Source organism: Crocinitomicaceae bacterium (assembly GCA_016708105.1).
Classification (GTDB): Bacteria; Bacteroidota; Bacteroidia; order Flavobacteriales_D; family Crocinitomicaceae; genus JADJGJ01.
Window position 1 is genome coordinate 34773 of the sequence record JADJGJ010000005.1, and the last position, 15683, is coordinate 50455.

The following is a 15683-nucleotide window of genomic DNA, read 5'->3' on the forward strand; positions in this document are numbered from 1 at the left end:
AGCAACTATTACAGTAACACCAACCTTGGGTGGCTGCACGGGCACTGCGCAAACATTTACTATTACGGTGAATCCAATACCAACAGTAACCGACCCAGCCAACCAGACACTCTGCGCGAACACGGCAACAACTGCGGTAAACTTCACAGGCGCAATTGCAGGGACAACATATAACTGGACAAACAATACACCTTCAATCGGTCTAGCAGCAAGCGGCAGTGGAAACATAGCATCATTTACAGCCACCAACGCAGGCACCACCCCGGTAACAGCAACTATTACAGTAACACCAACCTTGGCAGGCTGCACGGGCACTGCGCAAACATTTACTATTACGGTGAATCCAATACCAACAGTAACCGACCCAGCCAACCAAACACTCTGCGCGAACACAGCAACTACAGCAGTAACATTCACGGGTACAGCAGGAGCTACATTCAACTGGACAAACAATACACCTTCAATCGGTCTTGCAGCAAGTGGAAGTGGAAACATAGCATCATTTACAGCTATTAATGCAGGCACCACCCCGGTAACAGCAACTATTACAGTAACACCAACCTTGGGTGGCTGCACGGGCACTGCGCAAACATTTACTATTACGGTGAATCCAATACCAACAGTAACCGACCCAGCCAACCAGACACTCTGTGCGAACACGGCAACTACAGCAGTAACATTCACGGGTACAGCAGGAGCTACATTCAACTGGACAAACAATACACCTTCAATCGGTCTTGCAGCAAGTGGAAGTGGAAACATAGCATCATTTACAGCTATTAATGCAGGCACCACCCCGGTAACAGCAACTATTACAGTAACACCAACCTTGGGTGGCTGCACGGGCACTGCGCAAACATTTACTATTACGGTGAATCCAATACCAACAGTAACCGACCCAGCCAACCAGACACTCTGCGCGAACACGGCAACAACTGCGGTAAACTTCACAGGCGCAATTGCAGGGACAACATATAACTGGACAAACAATACACCTTCAATCGGTCTAGCAGCAAGCGGCAGTGGAAACATAGCATCATTTACAGCCACCAACGCAGGCACCACCCCGGTAACAGCAACTATTACAGTAACACCAACCTTGGCAGGCTGCACGGGTACTGCGCAAACATTTACCATTACAGTCAACCCAACACCAACAGTTACAGATCCGGCTGACCAGAGTATTTGTGCAGGAGGATCAACCACGGCGGTGAACTTTACCGGATCGATAGCCGGTACAACATATAACTGGACCAACAATAACACCAGTATTGGCCTTGCGGCAAGTGGTACAGGAAATATTGCATCATTTATAGGAGTTAACGGTACTGGAGCTCCAATTACAGCAACAATAACGGTTACTCCAACCACAGGCGGCTGTACGGGAACACCACAGACTTTTACGATTACAGTTACGCCAAATCCAGTGATTGCAGTTGCAGGCACCAACCCAACCATTTGTACCGGCACAGACGGAACCATAACGATCACGGGATTAGCAGCCAGCACGGCATATAGCGTGAGTTATACAGATGACGGCGTACCTGTTGGACCATTAGCGATGACCTCTAATGCGGGAGGTTCGATCGTGATAACGGGTCTTAATGCCGGAGCGTACACTAACTTCCAGGTGAGCATGGGATCATGTGTGAGCACGAGTGCGACGTTGATCACTTTAGTAGATCCAAACCCTCCAATGGTGAACGACCCAGCTGACCAAACACTCTGCGCGAACACGGCAACTACAGCAGTAACATTCACGGGTACAGCAGGAGCTACATTCAACTGGACAAACAATACACCTTCAATCGGTCTTGCAGCAAGCGGCAGTGGAAACATAGCATCATTTACAGCTATTAATGCAGGCACCACCCCGGTAACGGCAACTATTACAGTAACACCAACCTTGGCAGGCTGCACGGGTACTGCGCAAACATTTACTATTACGGTAAATCCAATTCCAACAGTAACTGATCCGGCAGATCAAACTTTGTGTTCAGGCAATGCTACTACAGCGGTAAACTTTACCGGAACAGCGGGAGCAACTTTCAATTGGACGAATAACAATACAAGTATTGGTCTTGCAGCAAGCGGCAGCGGTAATATAGCATCATTCACAGCCACCAATGCGACAGCGCTTCCCATAACAGCAACTATTACTGTAACTCCGGTATTGGGTCCATGTACAGGCACTCCACAAACATTTACTATTACGGTAAACCCAACACCAACGGTGACAGATCCGGCGGACCAGACTTTGTGTTCTGGCAACGCAACGACAGCGGTGAACTTCACAGGTACAGCGGGAGCCACGTTTAACTGGACGAACAGCAATACAGCGATAGGTTTAGCAGCGAGTGGCAGCGGTAATATAGCATCATTCACAGCCACCAATGCAACAGCGCTTCCCATAACAGCAACTATTACTGTAACTCCGGTATTGGGCCCATGTACCGGCACTCCACAAACATTTACCATTACAGTCAACCCAACACCAACAGTTACAGATCCTGCAGATCAAAGTGTTTGTGCAGGAGGAACAACAACAGCTGTAAACTTTATGGGTACAGCCGGAGCGACATTTAACTGGACAAACAACAATACAGGCATAGGTCTTGCAGCCAGTGGCACAGGCAATATTGCATCATTTACGGGAATCAATGGCACAGGTGCGCCAGTAACGGCAACCATTACCGTGACTCCGGTACTTGGACCATGTACAGGTACCCCACAAACATTTACCATTACAGTGAATCCAAATCCGGTGATTGCAGTTGCAGGCACCAACCCAACCATTTGTACCGGCACAGACGGAACCATAACGATCACGGGATTAGCAGCCAGTACGGCATATAGCGTGAGTTATACAGATGACGGCGTACCTGTTGGACCATTAGCGATGACCTCTAATGCGGGAGGATCAATAGTGATAACGGGTCTTAATGCCGGAGCGTACACTAACTTAAGTGAGCATGGGATCATGTGTGAGCACGAGTGCAACGTTGATCACTTTAGTAGATCCAAACCCTCCAATGGTGAACGATCCAGCTGACCAAACACTCTGCGCAAGCACGGCAACTACAGCAGTAACATTCACGGGTACAGCAGGAGCTACATTCAACTGGACAAACAATACGCCTTCAATCGGTCTTGCAGCAAGTGGAAGTGGAAACATAGCATCATTTACAGCTATTAATGCAGGCACCACCCCGGTAACGGCAACTATTACAGTAACACCAACCTTGGCAGGCTGCACGGGTACTGCGCAAACATTTACTATTACGGTAAATCCAATACCAACGCTAACCGATCCAGCGGATCAAACCCTTTGTGCAAACACGGCAACCACAGCAGTAACATTTGTAGGTACCGCAGGAGCAACTTTCAACTGGACGAATAACAATACAAGTATTGGTCTTGCAGCAAGCGGCAGTGGTGATATCGCTTCGTTTACGGGATTAAATCCAACACCTGGAACAACAGCAACCGCGACTATCACAGTAACCCCGGTATTAAGTGGATGCAGTGGTACTCCACAAACATTTACCATCAGTGTAATTAATACCCTTCCAACGCTGACATGTCCGGGTAACCTCACGGCTGTATGTTCAATTACAGAACAACCGGCTTATGCAAACTATGCTGCATTTGTGGCAGCGGGAGGTTCATCCTCATCGGTGGGAGGCACCATCAATACGGCAAGTTTTACTTTGGTGAGCGAAGTATCAGATGGCAATACTTGTCCTGAAACAGTAACAAGGACATATAGTATACAAGATGATTGTGGCAGTACGGCAACGTGTACTCAAACTATTGTGATTAATGACAATATTAACCCAACAGCCACGGCCCCGGCAAACATCACGGTTGAGTGCATAGGTGATGTTCCGGCCGCAGACCCAACGTTGATTACCGATGAAGCGGACAACTGTTCAGTACCGACAGTAGCTTTTGTAAGTGATGCAAGCGATGGCAACACCTGCCCCGAGACCATAACAAGAACTTATTCAATCACGGATGCATGTGGAAACACCATCACGGTAACACAAACAATCGTGGTAGATGATACAACTAATCCGACAGCATCAAACCCGTCAAGTATAACAGTTCCCGGAGGCCCAGCCCCGGCGCCGGATCCAACGGTTGTTGTAGATGAGGCAGACAACTGCACACTGAACCCAACGGTAGCCTTTGTAAGTGATGTAACGGACGGCAACTTGTGTCCTGAGACTATTACAAGAACGTATAGTGTAACGGACAATTGCGGGGCAATCAAATTACGGTAACGCAATTAATTTTGATTACTGATCCAATCATGCCAACGGCGTCAAATCCGGCTCCTGTTACAGTAGAATGTATAGCAGATGTACCAGCACCGGACCCAACGGTGGTGATAGATGAGGCGGACAATAATGGAGTACCGACCGTTGCATTTGTGAGTGATGTATCAGATGGATTAACTTGTCCAGAGACGATCACAAGAACGTATTCAGTAACGGACAACTGTGCCAATGTAATCACAGTAACACAAACTATTACGGTGAATGATATCACTAACCCAACGGGGACAGCCCCGGCAAATATTACTGTTCAGTGTATAGCAGACGTACCGGCGGCTGATGTAACGTTGATTAACGATGAAGCAGACAACTGCACAGCAAATCCGGATGTACAATTTGTGAGTGATGTGTCAGATGGTAATACTTGTCCTGAGACTATTACAAGAACGTATAGCATCACGGACGATTGTGGCAACAGTATCAACGTAACCCAAACAATCGTTGTTGATGATACCACCAACCCAACCGCCACCGCCCCGGCAAACATCACGGTTCAATGTATAGCTGATGTACCTGTATCTGACCCGACATTGATTACCGATGAAGCGGACAACTGTTCAGTACCGACAGTAGCTTTTGTAAGTGATGCAAGCGATGGCAACACCTGCCCCGAGACCATAACAAGAACTTATTCAATCACGGATGCATGTGGAAACACCATCACGGTAACACAAACAATCGTGGTAGATGATACAACTAATCCGACAGCATCAAACCCGTCAAGTATAACAGTTCCCGGAGGCCCAGCCCCGGCGCCGGATCCAACGGTTGTTGTAGATGAGGCAGACAACTGCACGCTGAACCCAACAGTAGCCTTTGTGAGTGATGTAACAGATGGCAACTTGTGTCCAGAGACGATTACAAGAACGTATAGTGTAACGGACAATTGTGGTAATCAAATCACGGTAACCCAATTAATTTTGATTACCGACCCAATCATGCCAACGGCGTCAAATCCTGCCCCTGTAACGGTAGAATGTATAGGTGATGTACCGGCAGCGGATCCAACGGTGGTGATAGATGAGGCGGACAATAACGGAGTACCGACAGTAGCCTTTGTGAGTGATGTATCAGATGGCAACACATGCCCAGAGACTATTACAAGAACGTACTCAGTAACGGATGCATGCGCCAACGTGATACTGGTAACACAAACTATCACGGTGAACGATATTACTAACCCAACAGGAACCGCACCGGCGAACGTTACGGTGCAATGTATAGCTGATGTACCAGTGTCGGATGTCACCTTGATAACTGATGAGGCAGACAATTGCACGGCAAACCCGGTTGTAGCCTTTGTGAGTGATGTATCAGATGGTAATACCTGTCCTGAGACCATTACAAGAACGTATAGTATCACGGATGATTGCGGAAACACGATCAACGTGACACAGACCATCGTGGTGGATGATACCACCAATCCAACAGCGACAGCACCGGCAAACATTACCGTTCAGTGCATAGCAGATGTCCCTGCAGCAGACCCGACCTTGATTACCGATGAAGCGGACAACTGCTCAGTTCCAACAGTAGCTTTTGTAAGTGATGCAAGTGATGGCAATACTTGTCCTGAGACAATCACAAGAACGTACTCAATCACGGATGCATGCGGCAACATGATCACGGTAACCCAAACAATAGTTGTAGATGATACAACTAACCCGACAGCGTCAAACCCTGCAAGTGTAACAGTTCCCGGCGGACCTGTCCCGGCCCCGGACCCGACGGTGGTGATAGATGAGGCAGACAACTGCACGCTGAACCCAACGGTAGCCTTTGTAAGTGATGTAACGGACGGCAACTTGTGTCCTGAGACTATTACCAGAACGTATAGTGTAACGGACAATTGCGGCAATCAAATTACGGTAACGCAAACCATTTTGATTACTGATCCAATCATGCCAACGGCGTCAAATCCGGCTCCTGTTACAGTAGAATGTATAGCAGATGTACCGGCAGCAGACCCAACAGTAGTGATAGATGAGGCGGACAATAATGGAGTACCGACCGTTGCATTTGTGAGTGATGTATCAGATGGATTAACTTGTCCTGAGACGATCACAAGAACGTATTCAGTAACGGATGCCTGTGCTAACCAAATCATGGTAACACAACAAATCATGGTGAATGATATTACTAACCCAACGGGGACAGCCCCGGCAAATATTACTGTTCAGTGTATAGCAGACGTACCGGCAGCTGATGTAACGTTGATTACCGATGAAGCAGACAACTGCACGGCAAATCCGGATGTACAATTTGTGAGTGATGTATCAGATGGGAATACTTGTCCAGAGACTATTACAAGAACCTATAGTATCACGGACGATTGCTCAAATACGATCAACGTAACACAGACCATCGTTGTTGATGACACCACCAACCCAACCGCCACGGCCCCGGCAAACATAACGGTTGAGTGCATAGGCGATGTCCCTGCAGCAGACCCAACCTTGATTACCGATGAAGCAGACAATTGCACAGCAAATCCAACGGTAGCCTTTGTAAGTGATGTAAGCGATGGCAACACTTGTCCTGAGACCATTACAAGAACCTATAGTATTACGGATGACTGTGGCAATACGATCACAGTAACGCAAACTATTGTTGTAGATGATACAACCAATCCAACGGCATCAAACCCGGCAAGCATAACAGTTCCCGGCGGTCCTGCCCCGGCGCCGGATCCAACGGTTGTTGTAGATGAGGCAGACAACTGCACGCTGAACCCAACGGTAGCTTTTGTAAGTGATGTAACGGACGGCAACTTGTGTCCGGAGACTATTACAAGAACATATAGTGTAACGGACAATTGCGGCAATCAAATTACGGTAACGCAATTAATTTTGATTACTGATCCAATCATGCCAACGGCGTCAAATCCGGCTCCTGTTACAGTAGAATGTATAGCAGATGTACCAGCACCGGACCCAACGGTGGTGATAGATGAGGCGGACAATAATGGAGTACCGACCGTTGCATTTGTGAGTGATGTATCAGATGGATTAACTTGTCCAGAGACGATCACAAGAACGTATTCAGTAACGGATGCCTGTGCTAACCAAATCATGGTAACACAACAAATCATTGTGAATGATATCACTAACCCAACGGGAACAGCCCCGGCAAATATTACTGTTCAGTGTATAGCGGACGTGCCGGCAGCTGATGTAACGTTGATTACCGATGAAGCAGACAACTGCACGGCAAATCCGGATGTACAATTTGTGAGTGATGTATCAGATGGTAATACTTGTCCAGAGACTATTACAAGAACCTATAGTATCACGGATGATTGCTCAAACACAATCAACGTAACACAATTAATTATTGTTGATGACACCACCAATCCAACGGCGTCGAATCCGGCATCAGTGACGGTAGAATGTATAGCAGATGTACCGGCAGCAGATCCATTGGTAGTGATAGATGAAGCAGACAACTGCTCAGTTCCAACAGTAGCTTTTGTGAGTGATGCAAGTGATGGCAATACTTGTCCTGAGACCATAACAAGAACCTATAGTGTAACGGATAACTGTGGAAATACGATCAACGTGACCCAAACTATTGTTGTAGATGATACAACTAATCCAACAGCATCCAATCCGGCAAGTGTTACGGTAGATGTGATAGCCAATGTACCAGCAGCAGATCCATTGGTAGTGATAGATGAGGCAGACAACTGCACACTGAATCCAACGGTGACTTTTGTAAGTGATGTGTCAGATGGATTAACTTGTCCAGAGACGATTACCAGAACATATAGCGTAACGGATAACTGCGGTAATCAAATTACGGTAACGCAAACCATTATTGTATCAGACATCATTTTGCCAACGGCATCGAACCCGGCAGGGGTAACGGTAGAATGTATAGCAGATGTACCTGTGCCAGATCCATTGGTTGTGATAGATGAAGCGGACAATGGAGGAGTACCGACAGTTGCTTTTGTGAGTGATGTATCAGATGGCAATACCTGCCCTGAAACTATTACAAGAACATATAGTGTAACGGACAACTGTGCCAACCAAATCATGGTAACACAGCAAATCATTGTGAATGATATTACCAACCCAACGGGAACAGCACCGGCGAATATTGCGGTTCAGTGTATAGCCGATGTACCGGTGGCTGATGTAACGTTAATTACAGATGAAGCAGACAACTGCACGGCAAATCCGGATGTACAATTTGTGAGTGATGTATCAGATGGGAATACTTGTCCAGAGACGATAACAAGAACGTATAGCATCACGGACGATTGTGGAAATACAATCAACGTAACACAATTAATTATTGTGGATGACACCACCAATCCAACGGCGTCGAATCCGGCATCAGTGACGGTAGAATGTATAGCAGATGTGCCGGCAGCAAACCCTGCAGTTGTTATCGACGAGGCCGACAACTGCACGGCATCACCACTTGTACAATTTGTGAGTGATGTATCAGATGGCAATACGTGTCCTGAGACGATTACAAGAACGTATAGTGTAACGGACAACTGCGGAAATCAAATCACGGTCACACAACAAATCATTGTGAATGATATCACCAATCCAACGGCATCTAACCCTGCCCCAATCAATGTATCATGTGCATCAAGTGTACCGGCACCAAACGTATCGGTGGTGATAGATGAGGCGGATAACTGCACGGCATCACCGGTTGTAGCGTGGGTATCAGATGCATCAGACAACAACACCTGCAACGGAGAAATCATCACGCGAACATATAGCGTGACAGATAACTGCGGCAATCAAATTACGGTGACCCAACAAATTATTATTGGTGTAACCACACCGACAGTAAACGCAGGAGTTGATGTTACATTATGCGAAGGAGAAGTAGTCACCCTTACAGCAAGTAATCCGGATGCTGCGGTTATTAGCTGGGATAACGGAGTAATCAACAGCACTGCATTCACGCCACCGGTGGGCACAACAACCTATACTGTAACGGCTACTCAATGTGGTGGAGAATGTTCATCAACCGATCAGGTAGACGTGGTTGTTAATCCGCTTCCGGATGTGGTGTTTATGGGGGATGTTTTGATAGGGTGCGATCCGTTGACAGTAAACTTTACCAATCAAACAATACCTGCAGGTGACAATTGTACTTGGAATTTTGGAGACGGTAATGCAACGTCAGGATGTGGCTCGGTGAGCAATACTTACCTCACCCCAGGTGTTTATGATGTGAGTTTGACAGTGACAACACTTGAAGGATGTACTTCATCAGCAAGCTATGCAGATTATATTACTGTAATAGCACAACCAGAGGCAAATTTCACCATGGATAATACAACAGTAACGATAGACAGCCCGGTGGTACAATTCACCAATGAATCACTAAATGCAGATAATTATGTTTGGGATTTTGGAGATGGATCAGGTTCATTGCAAACAGATCCGGAGCATACTTTCCCTCAAATTGGAAACATGGAGTACACTGTAACACTGGTTGCATCAAACTATGCCGGATGTTCAGACACTGCAACAGCAACTATTGAAGTGCAGGATGTGTTGATTTTCTATGTTCCAAATGTATTTACACCTGACGGAGATGGTAATAATAATACGTTCTATCCGGTATTTACAGCAGGCTTTGATGCGTATGATTATCACCTAACCATTTTCAACCGCTGGGGAGAGATTGTGTTTGAATCATACAACTCAACTGTAGGCTGGGATGGTACTTATGGAAGTCAAGGATTGGTGGAGGATGGAGTGTATGTATGGCAGATTGAATTTGGAGATAACAAATCAGACAAACGTCACCGTCACAGAGGACACGTAACAGTATTGAAATAAAAAACAAGCACAAAAAAGTTAAGAGGCTGCAGTTAAGTGCGGCCTCTTTTTATTTTATATTTGAGTGGCGTATTTTAACATGAGATTAGAAAATTATAAGAATGGATTTTACGAATTAAAACTCGGGGCATATTTCAGAGGTTTTTTGCCGACATTTTCTGGATTTTTAATTATTGGTTGCGGTCTTTCATTAATTATCATAGCAAAGAGTAATTCAATTGATTTTAACTCGAAAGTTTATTCTTTTGTATTCATAGCGATTCTGATTGGCATATTAGTCAATTTGTTCATGGGCATTGAGGGAATAGAATTTGATATGAATACCCGACAATTCAGAAGATATAAAAAGCGATTGGGTAAAAAAATAGGCGCGTGGAAATCACTTGAGCCATACAAATATTTATGCCTTTCAGCACAATACAATTCCGTTGGCGGTGTGCCGCTATCAGGTGGCGGACACAGGCATCGTTCAATTGAAATAAACTTGGCCGGTGAAAATGTAAAATCAATTCTGCTGGCAGAATGCGAAAATTATAAGTCTGCATTAAAAGATATTCAAAAACTACACAATGTATTGAATATTGAAGTAAAGGATTTTGTCATTGATCAGTATACAAAAGAGAGCCCACGATAAAAGATTTTTATTAGAAAAAGTAGTTGTTACTATCTCCGCTATCATGCTAAAACGAATCATCTGACAGCACGTTACAAATTTCTGACAGAAACCACAAACCCATTTTCACGTACAAGTCACCACCGGGTTGGTGATTTTGAACTGAAGAGAGAATGAGCGATACCCGTCAAATTACGATTAAAAAAACGTACCTTTGTAATACACATGCAGGATCTGGATCATCATATTATTCATCTTCTACAACGACATGACTGCGTTATTGTGCCGGGTTTTGGTGGTTTTATAGGCAGCTATGAACCGGCGAGTTTGCATGAGGTTTCAGGAAAAATATTCCCCCCGTGTAAAAGAATTATATTTAACAGTAGTTTAACCCGACATGACGGGCTATTGGCGCATGAAATAGCAAGTGCAAATGCAATTAGTTACGAGCAGGCCATTGAGCAAATCACAGCTACCATCGTTCATTGGAAAAGCAAATTACAACATGGTGAACGAATTGAATTATCTGAAATTGGTTTTCTTTATACACATATTGATAAAATAGTATTTGAGCAAAGTATTGAAAGAAATTTGTTGCTCAGTTCGTATGGTTTAATTCCGGTTACATATCATGCAGTAAGCAAGAAAATCTTAACAGAAAAATCTGAAGAAATCACAGCTAAAAAAGTACATGATTCAGCAATTTCAGTTGAGAAAAAATCATCTTCAAGTGCTGAAGAAAAATTGCCAAAGAAAAAAGAAACACCGGTGATTACCATGCGTGTGTCTGAGCCAATAGTTGAGGTAAAGAAAGAAGAAGACAAGGTAATTCCAATTCAAAAACAGGTAATAAAAAAGAAGAAAAACTGGAAGTATGCCTTAGCTGCTGCAGTAGTTTTACCTGCCATGTTCTACTCATATTGGATACCTATGAAAACGGACATGTTATCTACCGGTAAAATACATTTATCAGATTTTAATCCCTTTCATAAAAAACAGACTGAAACATATCAGCAACGTGATCATCAATTTACAATTGATTTGAGTACTGATTGGAAATCATTAGACGAGTTAACATCAAGTTTACCTGACCACGTTTCAGTATATAGTCTTGAAATCAACGAAGAAATATATATTCCAGTTGAACTTGAGAAGCAAGTTGCAAACACTGCGGAAACCTCAACACCCGTTTTGGCAAGTGGAGATTTTCACGTGATTGCCGGCTGCTTTTCTGTTGAACAAAATGCTGAAAGACAAGTTGAAAAATTAAAATCAGGCGGTTATTCTGCGTTGATATTTGATCATGAAAATGGTTTGTATCGAGTAAGCGCGGGAGATTTTACCACTGAATCTGATGCTGAAAGTTTTCGAACCAAACTAGAATCTGAAGGTTATTCTACCTGGATTTTAAAACCCTAAGCGTCCCGTTTGTCTCTGAATTTGGTCTTTTGTAAGGCAAAAACCGACCTTAAACGCTTTCGTTGATTGTCTTTCTCATCTATATTGCTAATTTTACTTAACCAATTTAATCCTGTTGCTTTCAATAATGAATTGCAGGCATCAGATTTAATAAACAACGTATTGCCTGAATTCATTTTGATGGGTTGAATAGCTAACCGGAATTATTTTACAGGCAATTAAAAATTAAATTACATGAAAAGAATCGTTATTATTCTGGCGCTGTTTTTTAGTGCATCGCCATTTGCGCAAGAGTTCACTACCAATACTGAAGGCAGTGAATACAAGTTTGAAAAACTGGTTCATTTAGATGCAACACCGGTTCAGTCTCAAGGATGGACAGGAACCTGCTGGAGTTTTTCAGCCTTGTCATTTTTTGAGTCTGAAATAAAAAGATCAGGTAAAGGTGAACATGTTTTGGCTGAGATGTATATCGTGTATCAGGCATACCTTGGAAAAGCTGAAAAATATATTCGTACAGATGGCAATACTAATTTTGATGAAGGTGGTGCATTTCATGATATTCCTTGGGTAATATCTCGTTTTGGAATTGTACCTAATGAAGTTTTTACCGGGTTGAATTACGGAACCAAAGGACATAATCATTCTGAACTCACTTCAGTATTAAAAGGTGCAGTGAATGGCTTGCTTGAGCACCGTAAAAATCTTGGGGAAAATCAAGGATTGACAACGGCTTGGTTAGATGCCGTGCGCGGAATTTTGAATGCCTACTTAGGATATCTCCCTGAAAATGCTGAAGAATTTAAATTCAAATACAATGGTAAAGATTATAACCCTTTAACATTCCGTGATGAACTTGGTTTAAACATGGATAATTATTATTCTCTGACTTCATTCACTAATCATGAATTATATCAAGAATGTCGGTTGGAAATTGCAGACAATTGGGTTTGGGACAAATCATACAATGTTACTATGGATGAGTTATGGGCAGCCGCTGAATATTCGTTGATGCAAGGTTATACTTTTGCTTGGGCAGCTGATGTGTCTGAAGATTATTTTGATTTCAGAAATGCCATTGCCTTAGTACCAAAAGATAAATCAACCATTTTTGTTGAAGGTGAAAACAATAAAAATTTCTCAGATGCAGGTTCGGCTAAAAAATCATCTTGTTTTACAACACCTGTTGAAGAAGATGTGATCACAACTGAAATGCGTCAGTTGGCTTATGATAATAAACGCACTACAGATGACCACGGTATGCATGCAGTAGGTTTGTATAAGGATGCTGCCGGAAAAAAATGGTTGCTAATTAAAAATTCTTGGGGCACATCGAATGACTGTGATGGGTACATGTTTATTTCTGAAGCATATTTTAAATACAAAACAATCAATATCTATTTGCACAAAGAAGCAATTCCAAAAGATTTGAAAAAGAAAATAGGAATTGAATAAATATTGACAATCATTCAGAAACCTGTCCGCTGTGGCAGGTTTTTTTTTGTTGAACAGAATGGCTTATTAATTGTAGACTTGTTTGCATAGTGTTGAGATAAACCAATAAACTCCATTTATGGTTTTTAAGATTTTTCAGATATTAAAAATAAATACCCTTTTTATTTGTGGCTGGTCACTATTTGCAATTAGTGCAAATGCGCAATACAATAAGAAAACGGTTGAAGCAGAAAACGGAACCTTTGTTTATTGCTATCATAAAAATGGCAAAATATCAACGGAGGAATTTCATAGCAATTCAATGCAATATATGGCTGGGGGATATGCAAGAGCCTATGATAGTAAGGGCACAGAAATTTATTACATGGGAACCTCAAGATCAGGTTTGATCAGTTCAGTTAATTTCAGTTACTATGAGAGTGGTGCAATAAAAAAAGCTGAATATAATTCGCACCCAGATGCAGGTATTCAATGGTATCAAAAAGTGACTGAATTTGATGAAGACGGAAAAGTGGTGCGCGAAAGTGAAATGCGTGATGATTATACTGTTACCGTGAGTTTGCCTGACACTTTATATCACCGTTTGTTGAAAGAAGAAGAGGAGCGTCAAAGACAGAAAGAAGCCGAACGTCTGAAGCAAGAGAAAGAGAATGAATGCGCTGATTCTGCCAATTTCTTTATCAATGAAAAAGTGGTACTTGATGACAAAAACATTCAAGAGTTTAAACCAAACGCTGAAGACGGATATCGTGAAATCACAATTAAATCGGCTAAAGGAAAACTCATTTCTTATACATTGGAATACTATAAGCGGAATGACGGCGTGATAAAAATTGTGAGGATTTATTATAAAAATGGTCGTGTGCATGAGGAATATATTTACGAGAAACTGGTATGGCATCACAGGGTTTATTCAAAAAAGGGCATTTTGATTTCAGAAAAACTCAACCAATCAGGTCAGCATCCGTAGAATTGTAAAAATGGTTATCTTAGACTAATCAACTGTTTTGCATTTTTCAAATTGTTCATGCAATTCAGTTAAAATTCAATTCATCAAAAAAGCAATTCGTATGAGAAGATGGAGTTTGATTATGGTATTATGCCTAAGCAGTGTTTTTGTATTGAGTCAAGAAGACACCGTGCGACACGGGGATGTAGGATTGAGATTCACCACATCAGAATTTAATCGTATACAGGTTGAATTCAGGTTTCCGGCGGGTACATATTCATATCTTAGATTGGGAACTTCAATGGGTTTTCAGTACAATTATCCTGGACGAGATATTTTTGCTGCCAATGATAGTATAGTAACTACCCGTCAAAAAGATTTATATGGCAATCATTATGATTTGCGCTTTGGTTTTGAAAGACAAATATCTTACGATTGGCTTTGTTTTCACGCCGATGCGATGGTGGCGTATAGTTCTTTGACAAAACGCAACTGGAGTTATTATCATGTACTTGATTCAAGTGGTACTGATTGGAAATTTGAACATACGAATCCTTATTCGGGGGTTGGACAGGATTCAGCTATGGCGGTCACTTCGTATATTGGTGCAGGTGTGGTTCTGGGTCTTTCTTTTAATTTTAATATCACAGAGAATTTTATTCTCAATTTCACCGGCAACTATGCAGGTGTTATGCGTTTTGGAGTTTCAGAAAAAGAGCAAAATGATATTTACAATGAATTTGATTTTGCAAAGAGCGCAAATTTTGAATTATTTCCTACGGCCGGTATTGGGTTGAGATATGTGTTCAAATCAAATACTGAACCGGTGCCTACAAATTAATGTTAGGCTTCTTGATTGATGTCAGTAAAAAAAATTAAAATGCTGACATGTATTGGTTTTTTGAACTGTATTAGATAGTCCAATGATCGTTATCATGGTAGTGCTTGCCACATGGCAGACGTAAAAACTGACACCAATAATTCATTCCTTTCAATTAGCTGCACCGCGCAATAAGGATACGGTTTCTGTATTGGGAAGTCCAATTCCCTTTCATGTTTTGGGACTCAAACAGCAAATCAATCGCCAGTAG

The 15683-nt window shown here is 42.8% G+C and carries 8 protein-coding genes; all 8 read left to right on the plus strand.

The window, feature by feature from the left end; translation table 11 throughout:
• Window positions 1–25 precede the first annotated feature (25 nt).
• The 8 genes from IPH66_17745 to IPH66_17780 all read left to right on the plus strand — a co-directional run bounded on the left by IPH66_17745 (window position 26) and on the right by IPH66_17780 (window position 15433).
• A complete protein-coding gene (locus IPH66_17745) occupies window positions 26–3052 on the plus strand; it encodes a hypothetical protein (GenBank protein ID MBK7131181.1) in 3027 nt (1008 codons plus the stop codon).
• On the plus strand, window positions 3033–4286 hold the full coding sequence (locus IPH66_17750) for a hypothetical protein (protein ID MBK7131182.1): 1254 nt from the start codon (window positions 3033–3035) through the stop codon (window positions 4284–4286). Before IPH66_17745 ends, IPH66_17750 begins: the two co-directional genes overlap by 20 nt.
• Window positions 4287–4297: 11 nt before the next feature.
• Window positions 4298–10156 carry a gliding motility-associated C-terminal domain-containing protein gene (locus IPH66_17755; protein ID MBK7131183.1) on the plus strand — a complete coding sequence of 1953 codons (5859 nt, stop codon included), beginning with the start codon at window positions 4298–4300 and terminating at the stop codon, window positions 10154–10156.
• A 79-nt stretch (window positions 10157–10235) separates the two neighbouring features.
• Window positions 10236–10790 carry a hypothetical protein gene (locus tag IPH66_17760; GenBank protein ID MBK7131184.1) on the plus strand — a complete coding sequence of 185 codons (555 nt, stop codon included), beginning with the start codon at window positions 10236–10238 and terminating at the stop codon, window positions 10788–10790.
• 204 nt (window positions 10791–10994) lie between these two features.
• Entirely contained in the window at window positions 10995–12188 is a 1194-nt protein-coding gene (locus tag IPH66_17765; protein ID MBK7131185.1) for an SPOR domain-containing protein, read from the plus strand.
• A gap of 234 nt (window positions 12189–12422) precedes the next feature.
• On the plus strand, window positions 12423–13643 hold the full coding sequence (locus tag IPH66_17770; protein ID MBK7131186.1) for an aminopeptidase: 1221 nt from the start codon (window positions 12423–12425) through the stop codon (window positions 13641–13643).
• Between the two features lie 118 nt (window positions 13644–13761).
• On the plus strand, window positions 13762–14613 hold the full coding sequence (locus IPH66_17775; GenBank protein ID MBK7131187.1) for a hypothetical protein: 852 nt from the start codon (window positions 13762–13764) through the stop codon (window positions 14611–14613).
• Between the two features lie 100 nt (window positions 14614–14713).
• The gene (locus tag IPH66_17780; protein MBK7131188.1) at window positions 14714–15433 is read left to right on the plus strand and encodes a hypothetical protein; all 720 of its coding nucleotides are present in this window, start codon (window positions 14714–14716) and stop codon (window positions 15431–15433) included.
• The last annotated feature ends 250 nt before the right edge of the window (window positions 15434–15683 follow it).